The sequence below is a fragment of the Methylobacterium segetis genome (genome assembly GCF_004348265.1).
GTDB lineage: Bacteria > Pseudomonadota > Alphaproteobacteria > Rhizobiales > Beijerinckiaceae > Methylobacterium > Methylobacterium segetis.
Genome location: NZ_SMNT01000088.1, coordinates 1 through 20,956, shown reverse-complemented (window position 1 = coordinate 20,956; position 20,956 = coordinate 1). Strand labels below are relative to the sequence as shown.

Below are 20,956 nucleotides of genomic sequence, written 5' to 3'. Positions count from 1 at the left end.
TCCCGGACACGGTGCGGATCGCCTCGTGTACGTCGCTGAGGAGCTTCGGAAGCTCCGCGCTTTGTACATGATTGTTGCTGACGTAAGCCGAAACGATGTCTGCCGCGAGGGTGATGAGGTGCCCCTTGTCGGTCTCTGTCTCGCTCATGCTCATTGGCCATATTATCGTGCGTTGATGATATTCTCGACCGTAAGCTCAGCACCGGCGACCGGCAAGATGTTTTGGGGACGAGAACGTCCGAAAAACGACGATAAATGTGGATGGTTACCACCGATTTTGCAGGCTGCCGGCCCGAAAGACCGTCCGGACTCGAACTTCGTGCGCGCTTTTCCAACGCATCACCGAAATCGCCGGGTGCGAGTTCTGCGCGGGCTGATGCCGGGCAAGGTCTTATCAGGATTGCGCAAAAGCTCTTCATGGCCCGCACGCTCATGCGCATCGATCTTCAGGCTTGAACCCTGAGTTCCGAAGCTCAGCGCGAGGTTCGGGGACGGGCGAGGCGCCGCTCAACAGCGCAGGGCCATCGACATTTCTCGAAACGCCGGCGGCGTGCCGGCGCGCCCTCGACCGGACGGTGCCCCTCGGCTCGACCGCGCGGTATGATTCGTCGGCGCGCACGGCATCGTCCGGCAGAGCCCTGCCGGTGCCGCCTCTCGTGTGTCTGCAGCGTTGGCGTGCGCGGATCAGTCGAGGCCGAGCATCAGACCGATGTTCTGCACGGCCGCGCCGGACGCGCCCTTGCCGAGATTGTCGAGGCGGGCGACCAGGACGGCCTGCGCGTGCTCGTCCGATCCGAAGACCCGCAATTCGAGAAGATCGGAATCGTTGAGGTCTTCCGGCTCCAGGCGCTCCCGATGCGCGCCGGTGGCCGCGCCGGGAACGACCCGGACGAGGTTCTGCCCGGCATACCAGTCGCGCAGAGCGGATTCGAGGTCGCTCGCATCGGGGGTGCCGGGCACGCTTCCGAGATGCAGCGGGATGCTGACCAGCATCCCCTGCCGGAAATTGCCGACGGAGGGCACGAAGATCGGCCGCCTGCTCAGTCCGCTATAGGTCTGCGTCTCGGGCAGGTGCTTGTGCGCGAAACCGAGGCCGTAGAGCTGGAACGGGGGAGCGGCGCCGCTCTCGTAGGCCTCGATCATGCTCTTGCCGCCGCCGCTATAGCCGCTGACCGCGTTGATGCTGATCGGAAAGTCGGCCGGGATCAGCCCGCCGGCGACGAGCGGGCGCAGCAGCGCGATCGCCCCGGTCGGGTAGCAGCCGGGATTGGCCACACGCCGGCTCGCCCGAATTGCGCCGGCCTGCTCCCGCGTGAGTTCCGGGAAACCGTAGACCCAGCCCGGGCTGACCCGGTGCGCCGTGCTCGCGTCGAGGATGCGGGGGCCGCCCCCGGGGAGGCCGTCCGCGAGCGCCACGGTTTCCCGTGCCGCGTCGTCGGGAAGGCAGAGCACCACGAGGTCGACCTCGCCGAGGAGCGCGCGCTTGGCCGCCACGTCCTTTCGGCTCTCGTGCGGGATGCTGCGCAATTCGACGCGCCCGTCCCGCTCCAAGCGCTCACGAATGCCGAGACCCGTCGTGCCGGCCTCGCCGTCGATGAATACCCTGGGCCTGTCCGGGCTGGTCCGGTCCGCCATCGCCTGTCGCCTTCCCGCGCTGTCGCTGCCCCGCGAGGTGGAGGGGAGCGGCGCGCAAGTCAATGTTGCCGGACGAACATGACAATCCGTCGTGGCCGGCCCTCGTCCACAGGCTGTCCCGATGTCGCGGCCGGCAGGCCGGAACTCCCCTCTCCGCCTCCGGTTGACCGCCCAATCCTCAATATTCGGAGACGAGTGACATGTCGGAGACTGCCGAGAAGACCGACCCCAAGCTGTGGCAGACGGTCAAGAAGCGCGTCACCCAATCCTCGAAGGGCGGGAAGCCGGGGCAATGGTCCGCCCGGAAGGCACAGATGGCGACGTCCGAGTACAAGAAGGAGGGCGGCGGCTACGCCGGCAAGAAGGGCGGCGACAACCACCTCAAACAATGGACGGATGAGGAATGGGGCACGAAATCCGGTCGGAAGAGTGCCGATACGGGCGAGCGCTACCTGCCGAAGAAGACCCGCAACACCCTGTCCGATGCCGAGTACGCGCGCTCCTCGGACAAGAAGAGGGCCGACACGGCGAAGGGCAAGCAGTTCTCGAAGCAGCCGAAGGACGTGGCCCGCAAAGCCGCAGCGTCGCGCAAGGGCGCAGCGTCGCGCAAGAGCGGTGTCAGCGCCTCCGGCTCCACGAAAGCGGACCTGATGAAGAAGGCGCAGGCCAAGAACATTCCCGGACGCTCGAAGATGTCCAAGGGCGAGTTGGAGCGCGCGCTCCACGCCTGAAACCGCCGTGCCGGCGTCCCGGGCGCACGGCCAACCTCAAGAAAAAAGGGCGGACCCTCGCGGGCCCGCCCTGTTCGTTCGCCGAAGCCGACGTCGCCGTCAGCGCTTCGAGAACTGGAAGCTGCGGCGGGCCTTCTTGCGGCCGTACTTCTTGCGCTCAACGACGCGGGAGTCGCGCGTGAGGAAGCCTTCGCGCTTCAGCGGCGAGCGCAGTTCCGGCTCGTAGTAGGTCAGGGCCTTCGAGAGGCCGTGGCGCACCGCGCCAGCCTGGCCCGAGAGGCCGCCACCCGCCACCGTCACGGTGATGTCGTACTGGTCGACGCGGTTGGCCACCTGGAGCGGCTGACGCAGGATCATGCGCAGCACGGGCCGGGCGAAGTAGGTGTCGACCGGGCGGCTGTTGATGACGATCTTGCCGGAGCCCGGCTTGATCCAGACGCGGGCGACCGCGTCCTTGCGCTTGCCGGTGGCGTAGGCCCGGCCCTGGGCATCCAGCTTCTGGACATGGACCGGAGCGTCGCTCTGGTTGTCCGAGGCGGTGTTGGTCCGGTTGAGGTCGGCGAGGGACTGAAGGGTCGCCATGATCAAGCGCTCACGTTCTTGCGGTTGAGGGCGCCGACGTCGAGCGACTGCGGCTGCTGGGCCTCGTGCGGGTGCTCGGTGCCCTTGTAGACCCGCAGGTTGCCCAGGATCTGACGGAAGAGCGGGCCGCGCGGGAGCATGCGCTCCACGGCCTTCTCGACGACGCGCTCGGGGAAGCGGCCCTCGAGGATGAACTTGGCCGAGCGCTCCTTGATGCCGCCCGGATAGCCGGTGTGGTGGTAGTAAACCTTCTGGTTGTACTTCCGCCCGGTGAACTTCACCTTCTCGGCGTTGATAACGATGACGTTGTCGCCGCAATCGACGTGGGGCGTGTAGGCGGCCTTGTGCTTGCCGCGCAGGCGCATCGCGACGATGGAGGCGAGCCGGCCGACGACCAAGCCCTCCGCATCGATCACGACCCACTTCTTGTCGACGTCGGCGGGCTTCAGCGAAGTTGTTTTCATGGCCGAACCCGTGACTTGGGGGTGTGACGTGGGGTGTCTCGAAAACGAGTGCCGCCACGTTCGGGGGAACGCAGCGGCGTACGGCGGCTCCCATACGGGTCTCTTCGCCCCGCGTCAAGGCAATCGCGGGCAGGCAAGAGCCGAAAACGCGAGATTTCAGAGATGCTTCGTCATTGCGGTATCATGATACCGCAGATCCGGGCGGGATCGAGTAGGTTCCGGTCGCGTGACAGACGAGGTCGTCCGAGTCCCGCGCCGTGATGAGCACCTCGCCGACGGCAAGACGCCGGCCGAGCTTCATCAGCCGTGCCTCCGCCACGAGCCCGGCCGGCCCCGGTCTCCGAAGGAAGTTGAAGCTGAGATTGGTGGTGACCGCGAGGCCGACGGGGCCGATCTGCGAGAGGATCGCCGCGTAGAGGGCAAGATCCGCCAGCGCCATCATGGACGGCCCGGACACCGTGCCGCCGGGGCGCAGGTGACGCTCGTGGTGGTCCATCCGCATGCGCGCCGAGAGGCGGCCCACCGCCTCCAGGTGATACGTGCGTCCGCCGTGATGGACCTGCGGAAACTCGCGCTCTAGGAAGGCGGTGACCTCGGCCAGGGACATGCGCGGCTCGCCGCCCTCCACTTCGCGCAATCCCGACATCCCCGCCTCACCCCTGCCCTGCGCCGCTCGCGCGGAGCGCCGTCGCTGTCCAGGGCCGCCTTGCAGCATGGGCGGGGATGGCCGACAAGTCCCGCCATGATCCCGACTCCCGATGCGCGGCCCGAGGGCCTCCCGACCCGCCACGACAGCTACCCGGATGCGTTGATCCGGAAAATCCTGCGCGAGGCGCGCTCGATCGCGCTCGTCGGCGCCTCGGCGAACCCCGCGCGACCCAGTTGGATCGTGCTGAAATACCTCCTCGACCGCGGCTACGACGTCGTACCCGTCAACCCCGGACTGGCCGGCCAGGAGCTCCTCGGGCGGCGGGTCGTCGCCTCGCTCGCGGATCTCGGACGCCGTGTCGACATGGTCGAGATCTTCCGCAACGCGCAGGCCGCCGGTCCCCTCGTCGACGCAGCGTTGTCGCTGCCCGATCCGCCGGGGGTGATCTGGATGCAACTCGGCGTGCGCAACGACGCCGCCGCGGCCCGTGCCGAGGCGCGGGGCCTCACCGTCGTGATGAATCGCTGTCCGAAGATCGAGTACGGACGCCTGTCGGGCGAGATCGGCTGGACGGGGGTGAACTCGCGCATCATCAGCGCCAGAAAGCCCGTCCTGTCCTCTCGCGGCGTGCAGAAGCTGACGATCGACAGCCGCGGCGGGGAGTGAGCGTCCGTCGGCGGGCAGAACGCGAGCGCCGCGCCCCGGCCACGCCTCGTCCGCTCGATCCGGCTACGCGACGGTGAGACGCAATCGCTGAACGGCGATGCCGAGGATGCGGAGATCGTCCCAACGCCCCGTCCGGTTCGCACTCGCGGCATCGGGAATCACGAGAAGTAGGGTGAGCCTGGGTCGAGCCTCGACGACGCCGCTCGGAATCGGGATCGTGAAACTCGCCTCGTGCGCGACACTGATCTCCTTCAGATGATGTCCGTTCACGATGACGGCTACTCGCTGTGCGGGAAGGTCGGGACCGACATTCCCGAAAGCCTGAAGATGGAGGATCAGGTCCGATCGGAAGGGCGGTTTCGCGAGTTCGATGACGGCGTGATCGTCGAGCGTCCATTCATAGGTGGTCGCGGCGTCCCCTGCCCACCCTTGGCGAAGGGATGCGCGCGCATTGCCCTCCGCGCCGAACCGTAGATCGGCGAGCGCGAGCCCGGCATGGGCGCGGTAGGCCGCCACGGCCACTTCGCTGCCCCGTTGCACTTCCGTCTCGAATGTCATCCCGAAGGCGAGTTGCTGAGCGCGCTGGCCGATCGAGCGCGCCCGATCCTCCCTCTGTCGCAGCCAGAGAACCTTCTCGACCAAGTCCCTCATCTCGGGTTCGACCGGGACGTAGTGGATCCAGGGCTCGAGCCGATCGTAATACCACTGCCTGAATCCGTGCGGGGAGGCGACCTTGAACACCGGGCTGCCGGAGAGCAGCTTCAGGAAGAGACCCGGCCAGGAGTTCGTATTGCCGTCGATGTCGATATGGTATCTATAGTTGATCAGCTCCTCGTTGCGCACGTAAGGCTTGTGGTAGCCTTTGGCGATGATGGCATCGCGCGAAGCATTCGGTACCTGAACGAATTGCGAGATCCCGACGTCGAAGATGTCGGGCCGATTCGCCTCGTCGACGCGTTGGCACAGGACGACGCGGGGAAGTTCCTGCCAGATATGGCCAAGGCCGGTATCGGACCCGCGCCAGAATACCACGTCCCGGCGTTCGGCCCAATCCAGAGCCTTGGTGTGCACGATGGTTCGGAAGTTCTGGTAGGCGCGATTGTACATGAAGATCGGATCGGGGATTAAGAACGTCTTCCTGTCGTTCGAACACCCCGAGATCGCGCCGGGCATGCTGGCGTCTCCGAGGGCGAATACGGCCGTCGATGCCGCCTCGACCTTGGAGATCGTGGATTGGATGATCGGAAGCCAGTCGATCAATCGACCAAAGATCTCATCGGCATGAACGAAGCTGTAGAGATGCTGGTTGACGGCGATGACGCAGGCCGGCCCGGCGCCGAGCGTGACGTGGACAGCCTCCCGGTGCTTGAAGGGGCTGACATAATCGAGGGTCCACGTGACATCGAAATCGATGCCGAGATCGGCTTTCAGCGCGTCCATGCCGAGTTCCGGGCATCCGCACACCATGCAGGCCGCCGCAAAAACCCGCTTGTGCGCCCATGAGAGCTTGGCCAGGTCAAATCGATCGGCGAACTCGGTCAGATAATCTCGGGCTTCCTCGATTCTCAGATCGAAGGCGATCAGTTGCGCATCGATGATGCCGACGTCGAATTCATGGAGGTTTCTAGAATCTCTGCGCTGGCGAAGCCGATCGGCGAGCGACGCATCTCGCCGCTGGAGCGCGATCCGGATTTCTTCAACGGAGATCATTCGGTGCTAACCTGCTTGGATAAGCCGGACTTGTAGAGGGATGATGAGGTCAGTGTTGCAATCGCTGCGGGGCTTCGTCCCCGGCCGCGCAATGTCCGCTCGGCTTGCAGATCGTCCAGGGATGGCGCAAACCGGCAGCTGTGCCATTCGTGGCGAGTTCTCGGCCTTGGATCAAGCATCTGGGAGCCTCGATATGCTCGATGCATCCTCTGCGCCTCAGGTTGCCCGCAGCGAGGAGGAGGCCGGTGTGATTGCTCTGGCCGCTGCCGAGGGACGGGTGATCGTCACGGACTACCCGATCCGGCCGCGGGTGCGGGCTTTTTCCGAGAGTGCGGGGGGGCGCCGAATTCGCGCCCTCTGCGATGGCGCGGACGAGTCCGTATCCGGCTGGCTCACGACCGTGCGCGACCATCTTCCCGCCCTGCGCGCGATCTCCTTCTCCGGAGATCCGGAGGCCCCCGAACCCTACTGGAACAACGGCATGATTCCCGGCCTCGACGGGATGTTGCTCTACGCGATGATCCGGCGGCTGAAACCCGCGACCTATCTCGAGGTCGGATCCGGGAACTCGACGAAGTTCGTCGCGAAGGCGATCCGCGACGCCGGCCTCAGCACGAGGATCATCTCGATCGATCCCTATCCCCGGGCCGTCGTCGATGCTCTCTGCGACGATGTCGTTCGCCAACCCTTCGAGGATGTTCCGATCGATCGCTACCTCCCGACGCTGAAGGAGGGCGACGTCGTCTATATCGACAACTCACATCGTGCGTTTCAAAACTCCGATGTCACCGTCTTCTTCACGGAGCTGCTGCCGGCTTTGCCGGCCGGCGCCTATTACGGTATCCACGACATCTTCCTTCCGGCCGATTACCCGGAACAATGGCTCGATCGGTATTACAACGAGCAATACCTGCTCATCGCCTATCTGCTGGGAGGGGCCGACGGCGACGCGGTGGTGTTTCCCGGCCTGCATGCCTCCGTGCAGCGGGCGGGCGAACTCGCGGATCTGTTCGACGCGCCGGAATTCGAGGGTGTGTCGCGGCATGCCGGGGCGTTCTGGATGCGGCGAGGAGGCTGACGCTCGAATGATCGGGCCTGCGCCTTCGCATCGTACAAAGCGGCCCTACCCCCGACCTCATCTGTGCGGGGGGCGCTACCGGCCTCGCCGAGCGGGAGGCGGTCCTGCGCCGGTAGCGGGCGTCACGATACCGAGAGTGGCCGAGCCGGATTGGCATCCCGGCCGAGCGTCCGTTCGGCTCGCGGTGTCGTTCTCTGAGCCGGGATGTATCGAAAGTCTGTTCAAGTCTCCGCAGATCGAAATCTGTGACATCGGAAACTTGGATGGTGGGCGCGACAGGGATCGAACCTGTGACCCCTACCATGTCAAGGTAGTGCTCTCCCGCTGAGCTACGCGCCCGTCCGAAGCCGTTCCGCTCCGGTGAGGCCGCGGCTATAGCTTCTGCCGAGTGGGTGCGCAAGCCGAAGATCGGTGATTTCGCATCGCGTCTCGTCCGCCCGTCGCGTGACCGCTGCAACGGCTCGCGAAATGCGCTAAGGCGCTGACCCGCCCGGCCACGATGGGGCGGGTCAGATCAGCCGAAACAGCAGTGAGAGGGAATGCGATTCCTCGTCGATTTCGACCGTGGCGACATCATCCGGTTCTGGATCACGCCCGCTGCTGCGATGACGATCGGGCGCGGCGCTGTGTCGGTCGACAGGCATCGTGTCGCCGGCGATGTCGTGGCGTCGTTTCGTCGATGTCCGCCCCTCCCATGAGAATGTCCTCGACCTGTTCGCCGGCGAGTGTCTCACGATGATGCCGCCGGGGACTGGGCTCGTCCTTCGAGATCACGATCCACTATGATTGGCGGACCCACGGGAATGGTCCGGCCATCTCCCTCTGCGCGACGCGTCCGGCCGGCCGGGAGGGCACGCAGACGGGCGACGACGGCAACCTCAGCGGTTGAGATCACCTGTCAAGGATAGCGCGCCTCGGTTTCCCCCCACGTGAATCCCCGCTAAGGGTGCAATGCAGCGAAGACGCGCTCCGGTCAGGTCGGGGCCGGCAGGGGATGACATCCGTGCGCATCGCGATGATCGGATCTGGGTATGTCGGGCTGGTGTCCGGCACGTGCTTTGCCGATTTCGGCCACAGCGTGGTCTGCGTCGACAAGGACCCCGCCAAGATCGCCGCGCTGAAGGACGGCCGCATCCCGATCTACGAGCCGGGGCTCGAGGCGCTCGTCGCCGAGAACGTCCGGCAGGGGCGCCTCACCTTCGCGACCGAGCTGAAGGACGCGGTGGCCCGCGCCGACGCCGTCTTCATCGCCGTCGGCACGCCGTCCCGGCGCGGCGACGGCTTCGCGGACCTCTCCTACGTGTTCGCCGCGGCGCGCGAGATCGCCGAGAGCCTGTCCGGCTACACGGTGGTGGTCACCAAATCCACCGTGCCGGTCGGCACGGGCGACGAGGTCGAGCGCATCATCCGCGAGGTGGCACCGCGCGCCGAGGTGGCGGTGGTCTCGAACCCCGAGTTCCTGCGCGAAGGGGCGGCGATCTCCGACTTCAAGCGGCCCGACCGCATCGTCATCGGTGCCGAGGACGAGCGCGCGGCCGAGGTGATGCGGGAGGTCTACCGCCCCCTGTACCTCAACGCCGCCCCGATCCTGGTCACGGGCCGGCGCACGGCCGAGCTGACGAAATACGCGGCCAACGCGTTCCTGGCCACCAAGATCACCTTCATCAACGAGATCGCGGATCTCTGCGAGCAGGTTGGCGCCAACGTGCAGGAGGTCGCCCGCGGCATCGGGCTCGACAACCGGATCGGTGGCAAGTTCCTGCATGCGGGGCCGGGCTACGGCGGCTCGTGCTTCCCGAAGGACACCCTGGCGCTGGTCAAGACGGCGCAGGATGCCGGCACCCCGGTGCGGCTCGTCGAGACCGTGGTGTCGGTCAACGACCAGCGGAAGCGCGCCATGGCGCGCAAGGTGATCGCCGCCTGCGGCGGTCAGGTGCGGGGCCGGACGATCGCGCTGCTCGGCCTGACCTTCAAGCCGAACACCGACGACATGCGCGACGCCCCCTCCCTCTCGATCGTGGCGGGTTTGCAGGATGCGGGCGCCCGGGTGCGCGCCTACGATCCGGAAGGGATGGAGCAGGCGCGAGCGCTCCTGCCCGACATCGCCTACGCGTCGGACCCCTACGATTGCGCGGAGGGCGCGGACGCGCTCGTGCTGATCACCGAGTGGGATGCGTTCCGGGCGCTCGACTTCGACCGGCTGAAGGCGATCATGGCCGCACCCGTGGTTGTGGATCTGCGCAATGTCTACCGGCCGGAGGATATGGCCAGGCGCGGCCTGCGCTACGTGAGCGTGGGGCGCGCCCAGGATCGGACAGATTGATTGTGCCGATCCGCCCGGATGACGCCGCGTTGCTGCCCGAAAGCGATGGATAAAGCGGGCATCCCGAAAGAGGCTGTACGATCCAGTACACAGCTCCATCGATGATGAGCCGGTGGACGGACCGAATTTCCAGGCTCTGGCAAGGTGACGTGCAGCGCACGCAGCCGCGGACAAATCCAGTTCCATGAGCCGGATGCGAATTGTGGCGTTTTCTGGGTGCTGAACTGTGGATTGGGTGGAGATCACATGCGGCAAACATTCCGATGCCGCAGGGTCGTGATCAGCCGGGTGTGATGAATACGTGCCACAGCCTGCCGCCATCTCGGCCGCTTCATGCGGATGTACCGGTGGCAGGTTGGACACCACGATAGTGCCATACTAAGGGTGGACCTGATTGTTCCGTCGTCGGCAATCCGAATCGTCCCCCGTCAACGAGCGTGTGCGAATCGAACGTGACACAACGTGCCAACATCGCGATCGTCGGTCGCTCGTGCCGGCTCCCGGGCGCTCCCAGCGTCGACGGGCTCTGGCAACTCCTGACCGAGGCGCGCTGCGCCGTCAGTCGTATTCCCGACAACCGCTGGTCGCTCGACCGGTTCGGGCATCCGCGGGCGCAGGAGCGGGGCAAGAGCTACACCTGGGCGGCGGGTGTTCTCGACGACATTTGGTCCTTCGATCCGGCGGTGTTCGGCATCTCGCCCCGCGAGGCCGAGCAGATGGATCCGCAGCAGCGGCTCCTGCTGGAATTGACCTGGGAAGCGCTCGAGGATGCGGGCCTGCGCCCGTCCGCGGTCGCGGGCGAGAACATCGGCGTGTTCGTCGGGGCCTCCTCCCTCGATTACGGGAACCTGCGCATCCTCGACGCCTCGTCGGGCGATGCCTACGCGGCCACCGGTAACACGCTCTCGATCCTCTCCAACCGCATCTCCTACATCTTCGACCTGAAGGGTCCGAGCTTCACGGTCGACACCGCCTGCTCCTCCTCCCTCGTCGCCCTCGACGCCGCCGTGGCGGCGATCCGGGCGGGGCGGGTCGACACGGCGGTCGTGGCCGGTGTGAACCTCCTCGCCAGCCCCTTCAACTTCATCTGCTTCTCGAACGCGCAGATGCTCTCCCGGACCGGCCTCTGCCAGGCCTTCTCGTCGAGCGCGGACGGCTATGTCCGCTCCGAGGGCGGCGTCGTCCTCGTGCTGCAATCGGCCGAGGCCGCCCAGCGCCAGGGCAGCACGGTCCGCGGCGTGATCGCGGCGAGCGGCGTCAATTCGGACGGCCGCACCACCGGCATCTCCCTGCCCTCCGGCTACGCCCAGGGTGCGCTCCTCGAGAAGGTCTACCGCGAGGCGGAGATCCCGCTCGACGACGTCGCCTTCGTGGAGGCGCACGGCACGGGCACGCCGGTCGGCGATCCGATCGAGGCCAGCGCCATCGGCGGTCGGCTCGGGCGCCTGCGCCAGGCGCCGCTGCCGATCGGCTCGATCAAGACCAATATCGGCCATACCGAGCCCGTCTCGGGTCTCGCGGGCCTCCTCAAGGCGAGCCTCGCCCTCGAGCACGACCTCGTGCCGGCCTCGCTGCACGCGGCCGAACTAAATCCCGAGATCCCGTTCGGTGATCTGAACCTCTCGGTCCTGCAGAAGCCGCTGCCGATCGAGCGCGGCTCCCGCGAGCGCTTCGCCGGCGTGAACTCCTTCGGGTTCGGCGGCACGAACGCTCACGTCGTGCTGACGGACGGGCGGCCCGTGGCGGCCGACGCCGCGCCGGACGGCGCGCCGGAGATGCTGCTTCTCTCCGCCCAGAGCCGCGCGGCTCTGAACGAGCTCGCCCTCGACTATGCCGACCGGTTCGAGGCGGCCTCCTGCGAGGAATCCGCCCGCATCGCGGCCGCCGCGGCGCATCGGCGCGAGCGCCTGCCGGCCCGCGCGGCGGTCGCCCTCGACGGAAAGACCGACGTGATTGCGGCTCTCCGCGCCATCGGCGAGGCCGAGGACACCGATGCGGCCCTCGTCGGCACCGCCGTCGACCGCTCGGCCGAGGTCGCCTTCGTCTATTCCGGCAACGGTAGCCAGTGGGCCGGGATGGGCCAGGAGGCCTATGCCGAGAACGCGACCTTCCGCGAGGCCTTCGACCGGATCGACGCGCTCTTCCAGCCGCTCTCTCAATGGTCGCTCAAGGACGCGATGTTCGCCGAGGATCTCGACGAGCGCCTGATCCTGACGAGCGTGTCGCAGCCCCTGATCTTCGCGATCCAGAGCGCCTCCACCACGGCGTTGCGCGCCCAAGGTCTGAAGCCGTCCTACGTCCTCGGCCACAGCGTCGGCGAGATCGCGGCGGCCGAAGCCGCCGGCATCCTGAGCCTGGAACAGGCGGTGAAGGTCATCTTCTACCGCAGCCACCATCAGGAGACGACGCGCGGCCAGGGCACGATGGCCGTGATGCTCGCCCCCGTCGAGGAGAGCGAGGCTTTCCTCAAGGATTACCCGACCCTCGACATCGCGGCCTATAACAGCCCGAAGGCGATCACGATCGCCGGACCCCAGGCCGTGATCGACGCGGCGCTCAAGGCCGCCTCGCGCAAGCGCCGCCGCGGCCGCAAGCTCGATCTCGCCTACCCCTTCCACGGCCGGATCATGGATCCGACCGAGAAGCCGCTGCTGCGCGATCTCTCCGGGCTGAAGCCCGGCGCAGGCCACACCGCCATGGTCTCGACCGTGACCGGCAAGGTTCTGGCAGGCGACGCCTTCGGTGCCGGCTACTGGTGGCGCAACATCCGTGAGCCGGTGCGCTTCTGCGCCGCCGTACAGGAGGCGACCCGCCTCGGCGCCCGCGTCTTCGTCGAGGTCGGCCCCCGCGCCACCCTGATGTCGCATGTCGGCGACGCGATCGAGCCGCTCGGCATCGAGAACGCCGTGGTCGGCGTCATGCACCGCAAGGCCGCGGGCGGTGATCCGATCCGCAAGGCGCTCGCTGCCGCCCTCGTCCAGGGCGCGGCGGTCGACGAGACCCGGGTCTTCGGCGACGCGCCGAAGGGCGCGGTCAGCCTGCCGTCCTACCCTTGGCAGCGCCGCAGCTTCCGCCTCGCCGAGACCAACGAGGGTGTCGGCGGCACCGCCCCCCGACCCTACCACCCGCTTGCCGGCTCACGCATGGCGGCGGACGGCCTCGACTGGCACGGCTACGTCGACGTCGTCACGGTGCCGGAACTCGACGATCACCGCATCGAGGGCCAGCCCATCATGCCGGGCGCGGGCTTCGTCGAGATGGCGCTCGCGGTCGCCCGCGAATCGCAGCGCAGCGACAGCGTGGTGCTCGCCGATTTCGAGATCCACGGGCCGATGGTGTTCGGCGAGGAGGCCCTGCGCGAGGCCACAATCCGCCTCTCCGGCAGCGGCAACCAACTCCAGATCCTGAGCCGCCCGCGCCTCACCCAGGCGCCCTGGCAACTGCACGCCTCCGCCAAGATCGTCGAGGGCACCTACGCCCTGCCGGCCCGCGAGGATGTCGAGATCCCGGCCGAGCACGCGGTGACGGGCGAGGAGCTCTACGCCCGCGCCGTCGCCGCCGGCCTCGGCTTCGGCCCGAGCTTCCGGCAGGTGGCGCTGAGCGCGAGGCTCGACGACACCACCATCGTCTCGGAGCTGGTTCCCGCCGATGCCGACCCGCGCTACGGCCTCGTGCCGGCGAGGCTCGATGCCTGCTTCCACGGCCTGATCCTGCTGTTCACCGACCTTCTCGGCGAGAACTCGACCAAGGCCTACATCCCGGTCCGCTTCGGCGAGGTGCGCCTCCTGCGCCCCGGCGCCGTGATCGCCAAGGCCGTCATCCGCACCCGCCGCTGCAACGAGCGCAGCATCCTGGCCGACTTCTCGGTGCTCGACGCCGAGGGCGAGGTCATCGCGACGATCCGCGAGGGCCGCTTCCAGGCGCTTCGCGCCAAGAGCGGCAACGAGCTCGCCGCCTACGCGATCACACAGCGGCCCGAACTCGCGACCGAGCCGACCGCGATCCCGACCGAGCGCGGTCCCGGCATCGCCGCCGCGATCGCGCGCGCGCGTGCCGCCCGTGCCCCGGCCGATGCGCCGCTCTCGCCCGGCCACCTGCTTCTGGAGGGCTGGGCGACCTCCCTCGCCTACCGGCTCGCCAAGGGGCTGGAACGAGGCGGCATGATCGCGATCAACGAACGCGTGCCCCGAGAGATGAGCGCATGGCTCATCAACGCCCTGTACGGGCTGGAGAGCAGCGGGCTCGCCGAGCTGAAGGGCCGGACATGGACCCTGCGCCAGGACGTGACCCTGCCCGCGCCGGACGAGATCATGCGCTGGATCGCGGCGGATCATCCGGATCTGTCGGCCGAGCTCGTGCTCATCGCCGATGTCGGCGCGCTGGTCGACCGGCTGCTCGCGGGCGAACTGACCGAGGCCCCCTCCCTGCCGCAGAATGCGCTCGACGCCTTCACCCTGCGCAGTGCCACCGCCCGCGCCTCCGCGGATGTCGCCGCCGCGATCCTCTCCGAGAGCGTCGAGCAACTGCCGAAGGACCGGGCGATCCGACTGCTCCAGGTCGGCTTCGGGCCTCTCTCGGCCCAGGCCGCCGCCTTCGCGGAAGGCGCCGAAGCGCGCCTCACCGTGTTCGAGACCGACCGGCGCCTTGCCGAGCGCGCCCGCCTCGCCCTGCCCCGCGGAGTCGCGGTGGTCGAGGAGGCCGAGGCCCTGGGCGCGGCCTCCTTCGATGTGGTGGTCGCCAGCGGCGTGCTGCACCGCGAGCCGCGCGAGGCGATGGGCCGGCTCGCCGAGGCGCTCGCCACGGGCGGCGTGCTCGTGGCCGTGGAGCCCGGTGCCTCGCTGTTCCGCGACCTCGTTTTCGGCCTCACCGCCGGCTGGTTCGAGACGGCCGCCGACGACATGCCGGTCGGCCGCCTCAATGACGTCACCGGCTGGCAGCGCTCGCTCAGCGCGAGCGGTCTCGTGAGCGTATCCGCCGACAAGGCGAAGACCGGCAACGGCAACGACCTGCTGCTGACGGCCGAGGCGCCGAAGCGTCCGGAGCCGGCCTCGGCCCAGAGCTTCGCCTTCGTGATCGGCTCCGACGACGAATTCGCCGCGGAGACCGCCTCCTCTCTGGCGACGCTCCTCGTGGCGAACGGCGTCCACGTCTCCATCATCCTCGATTCCGAGGCTTCCCTGCTGGAGCTGGAGCGCGAGACGCCGGACACGGTGGTGTTCCTCGCGGGCGCCTTCACCCGCGGCGGGGACGCGGCCGAGCGGCTGCGCGACCGCTGCCTCAGCCTCAAGCGCTGCGTCGAGCATCTCGGCAGCCGCCAGACCCGCCTCTGGGTCGTGGCGCCGGGGGCGACCCGCGAGCGCGGCGGCTCGACGGCCTCCGTCGAGGCCGGCGTCTGGGCCTTCACCCGCACGCTCGCCAACGAGATCGCCAATCTCGACGTCCGCCGGATCGATCTCTCGCCCGCCATGCTCTCGAAGCGGGCGGCCGAGCGGCTCTGCGACCTGATCCTGTCCGGCACGCCCGAGACGGAGATCGTCCTCGACGAGGATCGGACCCGCGTGATCCGCTTCGCGCCGGGCATCGCGCCGCGCCGCGCCTCCGCCGATGCCGTGGCGGCCCCGGCCGCGCGGCTGGAGCGCAGCAACACGGGCGGCCTCAACGAGATGGTCTGGGGGCCGGCCGAGCGCCGCAAGCCCGGCCAGGGCGAGGTCGAGATCGCGGTCGAGGCGACGGGCCTCAACTTCCGCGACGTTCTCTGGGCGCTCTCGATGCTGCCCGAGGAGATCTTGGAGGACGGCTTCGCCGGTCCTCGCCTCGGCCTCGAATGTGCCGGTCGCGTCGTCGCGGTGGGGCCGGGTGTCCGCGCCTTCAAGGTCGGCGATCCCGTCGTTGCCTTCGCGCAATCCGGTTTCGCGACCCACATCGTGGTGCCCGAACTCGTCGTGGCGCCGAGCCCGCCCGGGCTCGACCCGCGCGCGGCGGCGACCGTGCCGGTCGCCTTCCTCACCGCCTATTACGGCCTCGTCTCCCTCGCGCGCCTCAAGAAGGGCGAGTGGGTGCTGGTCCATGGCGGCGCGGGCGGCGTCGGCCTCGCGGCGCTCCAGATCGCCAAGCTCAAGGGTGCGCGGGTCATCGCCACCGCCGGCTCCCGGGAGAAGCGGGCGCTCGTCAAGGCGCTCGGCGCCGAGCACGTGCTCGATTCGCGCTCGCTCGCCTTCGTGGACGACGTTCGCCGGATCACCGGCGAGGGCGTCGACGTGGTGCTCAACAGCCTGTTCGGCGAGGCGATGGAGCGCTCGCTCAACGCGCTCAAGCCGTTCGGCCGCTTCGTCGAGCTCGGCAAGCGCGACTACGTCGCCAACACCCATATCGGCCTGCGGCCGTTCCGCCGGAACCTGACCTATTTCGGTGTCGATCTCGACCAAGTGCTGCAGCACCAGGGCGAGGACGGGGCCCGCCTCTTCCGCGAGGTGATGTCGCTGTTCGACGACGGCGGGCTTAAGCCCCTGCCCTACCAGCCCTTCACGGCCGAGGAGACCTCGGACGCGTTCCGGCTCATGCAGCAATCGGGGCATGTCGGTAAGATCGTGATCGCGCCGCCGGCCCCGGGCCGGGTGCTCGCCCACGCCAAGCGCGACTTCGCGATCTCTCAGGACGGCGTGCACCTCATCACCGGCGGCCTCGGCGGCTTCGGCATCGAGGCGGCGCGCTGGCTCGCCGACAAGGGCGCCCGCAACCTCGTCCTCGTCGGCCGAAAGGGCGCGACGAGCGAGGAGGCGAAGGCCCTCGTGGCCGAGCTGACGGCGCGGGGCGTGACTGTCGAGGCGAAGGCCTGCGACATCACGAGCCGCGGTGCGGTCGACGCCCTGCTCGCTGAGGTGGAGCGGGGCGGCCGCAAGCTCGCCGGCATCATCCACGGGGCGATGGTCCTGCAGGACGGGCTGATCGCCAACCTCGACGCCGCGGCGCTCGACGCGGTGATCCAGCCGAAGGTGGTCGGCGCCCAGCACCTCGACGCGGCGACCCGCAACCGCAGCCTCGACTATTTCGTGCTGTTCTCCTCGGCCACGACCTTCATCGGCAATCCCGGCCAGGGCGCGTACGTAGCCGCCAACGGCTTCATGGAGGGCCTTGCCCGCCAGCGCCGCCGCCTCGGCCTGCCCGCCATGGCGGTCGCCTGGGGCGCCATCGGCGATGTCGGCGTCCTCGCCCGCAACAAGGCGGTGATGGAGACGCTCGCCGGCCGGGTCGGCGTCACGCCGATGGAGGCCCGCCGCTGCCTCGACCTGATGCAGGAGGCGCTGGAAGGCCAGGGTTCGAGCCCGGACGAGGCCGTCGTCGCCATCGCGGCGATGCACTGGGGCAAGGCACGCGAGCGCCTCGCCACGATGCGCTCGCCGAGCTACGCCGATCTCGGCTCCGACCAGCAGGCGGAGGCCGGCGGCGTCGCGACGATCGACATCGCGAGCCTCCTCAAGACGCAGGATATCGACACGGTGCGCAAGACGGTGGCCGACGCCATCGTCGAGGACATCGCCCGTATCCTGCGCTTGCCGAAGGACGACATCAGCCGCGTGCGCCAGCTCTCCGAGATCGGCCTCGACTCGCTGATGGGCGTCGAGCTCGGCGCGAGCCTGCAGGAGCGCTTCGCCCTCGACGCGCCGCCGGCCGGCATCTCGTCGGGACTGACCGTCAACGAGCTCTCGGAGACGCTGATCCAGTCGATCTCGGCGCCGGTTGACGAGGCGGCGGGCGTCGCCCTCAGCCTCGCGCAGAAGCACGTCGGCGACATCGACGCGGAGAAGCTGGAGCCGTTCAAGACGCTCGTCGAGCAGAACAGCCTGGAGATCAAAGAGATCCTGCCATGACCCAGCCGGTTCGACCGGACGACGGGCGCGCCGCGCTCGCAGGCTTCGTCACCAACCGGATGGGGCGCGCTCCCGCGCGGCCGGCGCAGGGGCAACCGCGCCCGAAATCGGGGGATGCGGGTGTCCAGGATTTCGAGACACTGCCCGGCTACCGGGAGCTGAAGCTTCAGCGCTCGGCCGCCGACCTGATCGGCCTCGGCAATCCGTTCTTCCGCGTCCACGACGCCAAGGCCGGGGCCACGACGCGGATCGACGGGCGCGAGTTCGTCAACTTCTCGTCCTACGACTATCTCGGCCTGAACGGGCACCCGGCGATCAATGCCGCGGCTCGCGAGGCCATCGACGCCTACGGCACCTCGGCCTCGGCGAGTCGGGTGGTCGCCGGGGAGCGGCCGGGCCACATCGCCCTCGAGAAGGCGCTCGCGCAGCATTACCGGACCGACGGCTGCGTCGTGATGGTGAGTGGGCACGCCACCAACGTCACCACGATCGGCGCGATCCTGGAGCCGGCCGACGTCATCTTCCACGACGCGCTCATCCACAACAGCATCGTCACCGGCGCGCAGCTCTCGGGCGCCCAGCGCCGCTCCTTCGCCCATAACGACCTCGACGCGCTGGAGAGCCTGCTCGCCGCGACCCGCCACGAGCACCGCCGCGCCCTCATCGTGATCGAGGGCCTCTACAGCATGGACGGCGACGCGCCGGACCTTGCCGGGTTCGTGGCGCTGAAGGAGCGCTACAACGCGTGGCTGATGGTCGACGACGCGCACGGCCTCGGCGTGCTCGGCGCGACGGGCGCCGGCCTGTTCGAGCATTGCGGCGTCGACCCGAGCGCCGTCGACATCTGGATGGGCACGTTCTCGAAGACGCTCTCCACCTGCGGCGGATACATCTGCGGCCCGGGCGCCCTCGTCGAGTACCTGAAGTGCACGGCGGGTGGCTTCGTCTACAGCGTCGGCATGTCGCCGCCCCTCGCCGCGGCCGCCGAGGCTGCCCTCGCCGTGATGCATGCCGAGCCGAAGCGGGTGGAGCGGCTGCGCCGCAACGGCAACCTGTTCCTCTCCTGCGCGAAGGCCCGCGGGGTCGATGTCGGCACCAGCCTCGGGCTCGCCGTGATCCCCGTGATCATCGGCGACTCGCTGAAGTCGGTGACGCTGTCCGACCGATTGTTCAAGCGCGGCATCAACGTGCAGCCGATCATCCACCCGGCGGTGCCGGAGCGGGCCTCGCGCCTGCGCTTCTTCCTCACCTCCGAGCATACGGAGGAACAGATCCGCTCGACCGTCGACGCGATCGCCGAGGAACTCGCGGAGATGGAGAAGGGCGGCTCGCTGATCGAGCAGCTTCTCGCCAAGCGCGGCTGAGCGCCGGGCGGATCGAGCCCGAAGGCTCCGCTGATTCGGGTGCCGGAGCCGAATCGGCCGGCACCCGAACCGGGTCCGGCCTCGGGATGCCCCTGGCCCCCGCATGACCGGTGCGGCCACGAATCTTCTACCTATGCGTGTATTCGGAAGGGGGCGCGGAGCTTCGCCGAAGCTTTGGCTTCGCCGCCGCCCTCCGCCGGCGCCAGCAATATTGCAACCAGCAATCGCATGTGATCACTTTTTGCCATCGGACGTCCGAGGGCGCCGAAATGATGCATCTGATGCTGTTTCCTGGGCCGGCTCTACCAAAAGCGAGCGCCAGGGTGCCGCGAGATACACAAATTTTGCTCTCTGTTCTTCCCGATCCTGTTATGATGAGCAATCTTGGTCCGCGATGGGTCAGGGTTGCGGATGGGAGCGGACATGGGGAGTTCAGGAGCGACGGATCGGGCGCGCACTTCCGACACCGATCTGCGGGCCGCCCTGCACGCATCGGGCGTTGTCGGCGTCTGGGAATGGGACCTGCTTCGCCATCGCGTGATCCTCGATGACGGCGCAGCCGGGCTGATTGCCGGCGATTCCCGCCTTGCGGGCAGGCCGCTGACCATCGACGAGGTTACGACCTGCATCCATCCGGACGATCAAGCCTGGGTGGCGGATTACATCCGCAACGCCGGGAGCGCGGGTGGTCTGTTCCTCTGCGAGTACCGGGTCAGGCCGCCCGGCAGAGAGGACCGCTGGCTGCTCAGCCGGGGCCGGATCGAGCGCAACGAGGACGGCCAGCCGGTCCTCGGCCACGGCATCCTGATCGACATCACGGAAAGCCGGGCGGACGGCCAGGGTTACGTGGCGACGATGGAGGATCCGAACGCCCATCCGCTCGAGCGCGCGGCCGACCATTGCATGGCCGCCCGCCAAGCGCTTGCGGGCAGCAACTCCGTCCTGCAGACCCTGATCGACGTGGCCCTCTACGAGATCGGCCGCGAACTCGCCCGCCTCGAGAAGGCTCAGCGGCGGCGCGCCCTGAACTGACGCGCCGCCCTGGCTTTACCGTGTGTAGGCGTATGTGGCGGCGGCGGCGCTGATGGGGCCGGAGGCAGCGGAGAAGGCGGAGAGGACCTTCTGGACCTCGGTGAAGGGGGCGTTGGAGACGTAGATCAGGTCGCGGTTGCGCATGCGGAAGGCCTGGGTCAGGAACAGGCTCTGGGGATCGCGCATGTCGATGCGGTAGACCACCGGCACCAGCGGCGTGCCGAGCAGCGCCGAGCCCGGCTTGAGCTTGCGCACCACGCTGGCGGGCTCGAAGCGGAAGATGAAGGTGCCGGAGGGGTCGGCCTGGAAGTCGGACAGGCCGCGGGCCTTGGCCAGGCCCTGGGCGAGCGTGATGCCCTCGGCCTGGAACGGGATCTCGGTGGAGTTGCCGAGCGCGCCGACCGCCAGGAAGGTCTGGGGATCGCGCACCAGGGTGAGCACGTCGCCCGGGCGCAGGTAGATGTTCTCGCGCGGGTTGGAGACCACGGTGGTGAGCGGCACGGTGGCGGTGGTGGGCCCGCGCGAGAGCCGCACGAAGGTCTCGGCGACGGGGGCGCGCACGCCGCCGGCGGAGGCGACCACGTCGAGCAGGCGGTCGCCCTTGGCCGAGAGCGGCAGGCGGGCGCCGCCGGCGACTTCGCCGGTGACGGTGACGGCCTGGGAGACGGGGCGGGTGACGGAGACGAGCACCTGGGGCTGGATGGCCTTGCCGGCGAGTTCGGTCTCGATCAGGGCCTGGACGTCCTGGGTGCGGCGTCCGGCGACCTGGATGCGGCCGGCATAGGGCACGGAGATGGCGCCGTCGCGGGAGACGACCTGCTCGGGGATGAGGGCGGACTTGGATCCGGCCGAGA

Annotated in this window: 15 protein-coding genes and 1 tRNA gene; 8 read left to right on the top strand and 8 right to left on the bottom strand. The window is 68.5% G+C overall.

All coding sequences use genetic code 11. The annotated features are described in order from the left end of the window. On the bottom strand, nt 1-148 hold a 148-nt coding region (locus E1J50_RS19820; protein ID WP_425374955.1), incomplete at its 3' end, for a MucR family transcriptional regulator. Between the two features lie 113 nt (nt 149-261). Between E1J50_RS19820 and E1J50_RS19815 the strand changes: the two genes are divergently transcribed. Then, entirely contained in the window at nt 262-456 is a 195-nt protein-coding gene (locus E1J50_RS19815) for a hypothetical protein (protein WP_132255531.1), read from the top strand. Nucleotides 457-684: 228 nt separating this feature from the next. On the opposite strand, the gene argC is transcribed toward E1J50_RS19815, so the two are convergent. Further along, complete coding sequence (gene argC / locus E1J50_RS19810) at nt 685-1,635, bottom strand: N-acetyl-gamma-glutamyl-phosphate reductase (protein WP_132255543.1); 951 nt, start codon at nt 1,633-1,635, stop codon at nt 685-687. Nucleotides 1,636-1,835: 200 nt separating this feature from the next. Between argC and E1J50_RS19805 the strand changes: the two genes are divergently transcribed. After that, nucleotides 1,836-2,366, top strand: coding sequence for a hypothetical protein (locus E1J50_RS19805; RefSeq protein WP_132255542.1), 531 nt, complete (start codon nt 1,836-1,838; stop codon nt 2,364-2,366). A 99-nt stretch (nt 2,367-2,465) separates the two neighbouring features. Here the strand turns inward: E1J50_RS19805 and rpsI are convergent, their stop codons facing one another. The 3 genes from rpsI to E1J50_RS19790 form a co-directional block, all read right to left on the bottom strand. Further along, on the bottom strand, nt 2,466-2,948 hold the full coding sequence (gene rpsI / locus E1J50_RS19800) for a 30S ribosomal protein S9 (protein ID WP_132255541.1): 483 nt from the start codon (nt 2,946-2,948) through the stop codon (nt 2,466-2,468). A 2-nt stretch (nt 2,949-2,950) separates the two neighbouring features. Continuing rightward, the gene (gene rplM, locus E1J50_RS19795; RefSeq protein WP_132255540.1) at nt 2,951-3,412 is read right to left on the bottom strand and encodes a 50S ribosomal protein L13; all 462 of its coding nucleotides are present in this window, start codon (nt 3,410-3,412) and stop codon (nt 2,951-2,953) included. A gap of 181 nt (nt 3,413-3,593) precedes the next feature. Further along, nucleotides 3,594-4,058: a PaaI family thioesterase gene (locus E1J50_RS19790; RefSeq protein ID WP_245516661.1), complete on the bottom strand. Its 465-nt coding sequence runs from the start codon at nt 4,056-4,058 to the stop codon at nt 3,594-3,596. A 96-nt stretch (nt 4,059-4,154) separates the two neighbouring features. On the opposite strand from E1J50_RS19790, the gene E1J50_RS19785 reads away from it, so the two are divergent. Continuing rightward, nucleotides 4,155-4,727, top strand: a complete 573-nt coding sequence (locus tag E1J50_RS19785; RefSeq protein ID WP_132255539.1) for a CoA-binding protein — start codon at nt 4,155-4,157, stop codon at nt 4,725-4,727. Nucleotides 4,728-4,790: 63 nt separating this feature from the next. On the opposite strand, the gene E1J50_RS19780 is transcribed toward E1J50_RS19785, so the two are convergent. Next, nucleotides 4,791-6,437, bottom strand: coding sequence for a glycosyl transferase family 90 (locus tag E1J50_RS19780; RefSeq protein ID WP_132255538.1), 1,647 nt, complete (start codon nt 6,435-6,437; stop codon nt 4,791-4,793). Nucleotides 6,438-6,558: 121 nt separating this feature from the next. On the opposite strand from E1J50_RS19780, the gene E1J50_RS19775 reads away from it, so the two are divergent. Continuing rightward, a complete protein-coding gene (locus E1J50_RS19775) occupies nt 6,559-7,515 on the top strand; it encodes a class I SAM-dependent methyltransferase (RefSeq protein ID WP_245516660.1) in 957 nt (318 codons plus the stop codon). Nucleotides 7,516-7,779: 264 nt separating this feature from the next. Here E1J50_RS19775 and E1J50_RS19770 read toward each other — a convergent pair. Beyond that, a tRNA-Val gene (locus E1J50_RS19770) sits at nt 7,780-7,854 on the bottom strand. A gap of 664 nt (nt 7,855-8,518) precedes the next feature. Between E1J50_RS19770 and E1J50_RS19765 the strand changes: the two genes are divergently transcribed. From E1J50_RS19765 to E1J50_RS19750, 4 genes are all read left to right on the top strand, one after another. Further along, nucleotides 8,519-9,838 carry a UDP-glucose dehydrogenase family protein gene (locus E1J50_RS19765; RefSeq protein WP_132255537.1) on the top strand — a complete coding sequence of 440 codons (1,320 nt, stop codon included), beginning with the start codon at nt 8,519-8,521 and terminating at the stop codon, nt 9,836-9,838. Between the two features lie 452 nt (nt 9,839-10,290). Then, nucleotides 10,291-17,706, top strand: coding sequence for a type I polyketide synthase (locus E1J50_RS19760; RefSeq protein WP_165937925.1), 7,416 nt, complete (start codon nt 10,291-10,293; stop codon nt 17,704-17,706). Continuing rightward, nucleotides 17,703-19,070, top strand: coding sequence for an aminotransferase class I/II-fold pyridoxal phosphate-dependent enzyme (locus tag E1J50_RS19755; protein ID WP_132255535.1), 1,368 nt, complete (start codon nt 17,703-17,705; stop codon nt 19,068-19,070). The genes E1J50_RS19760 and E1J50_RS19755 overlap by 4 nt, the downstream gene beginning before the upstream one ends. Before the next feature lie 423 nt (nt 19,071-19,493). Beyond that, complete coding sequence (locus E1J50_RS19750; protein WP_165937924.1) at nt 19,494-20,102, top strand: PAS domain-containing protein; 609 nt, start codon at nt 19,494-19,496, stop codon at nt 20,100-20,102. Nucleotides 20,103-20,117: 15 nt separating this feature from the next. Here E1J50_RS19750 and E1J50_RS19745 read toward each other — a convergent pair. Then, on the bottom strand, nt 20,118-20,956 hold an 839-nt coding region (locus tag E1J50_RS19745; protein WP_132255533.1), incomplete at its 5' end, for a polysaccharide biosynthesis/export family protein.

Bases quoted from the DNA above. Each gene is read 5' to 3' on its own strand.
- E1J50_RS19775 (WP_245516660.1), top strand. From the start codon at position 6,559: ATGGCGCAAACCGGCAGCTGTGCCATTCGTGGCGAGTTCTCGGCCTTG.
- E1J50_RS19755 (WP_132255535.1), top strand. From the start codon at position 17,703: ATGACCCAGCCGGTTCGACCGGACGACGGGCGCGCCGCGCTCGCAGGC.
- rpsI (WP_132255541.1), bottom strand. From the start codon at position 2,948: ATGGCGACCCTTCAGTCCCTCGCCGACCTCAACCGGACCAACACCGCC.
- E1J50_RS19790 (WP_245516661.1), bottom strand. From the start codon at position 4,058: ATGTCGGGATTGCGCGAAGTGGAGGGCGGCGAGCCGCGCATGTCCCTG.
- E1J50_RS19780 (WP_132255538.1), bottom strand. From the start codon at position 6,437: ATGATCTCCGTTGAAGAAATCCGGATCGCGCTCCAGCGGCGAGATGCG.
- rplM (WP_132255540.1), bottom strand. From the start codon at position 3,412: ATGAAAACAACTTCGCTGAAGCCCGCCGACGTCGACAAGAAGTGGGTC.
- E1J50_RS19815 (WP_132255531.1), top strand. From the start codon at position 262: ATGGTTACCACCGATTTTGCAGGCTGCCGGCCCGAAAGACCGTCCGGA.
- argC (WP_132255543.1), bottom strand. From the start codon at position 1,635: ATGGCGGACCGGACCAGCCCGGACAGGCCCAGGGTATTCATCGACGGC.
- E1J50_RS19750 (WP_165937924.1), top strand. From the start codon at position 19,494: ATGGGGAGTTCAGGAGCGACGGATCGGGCGCGCACTTCCGACACCGAT.
- E1J50_RS19805 (WP_132255542.1), top strand. From the start codon at position 1,836: ATGTCGGAGACTGCCGAGAAGACCGACCCCAAGCTGTGGCAGACGGTC.
- E1J50_RS19785 (WP_132255539.1), top strand. From the start codon at position 4,155: ATGATCCCGACTCCCGATGCGCGGCCCGAGGGCCTCCCGACCCGCCAC.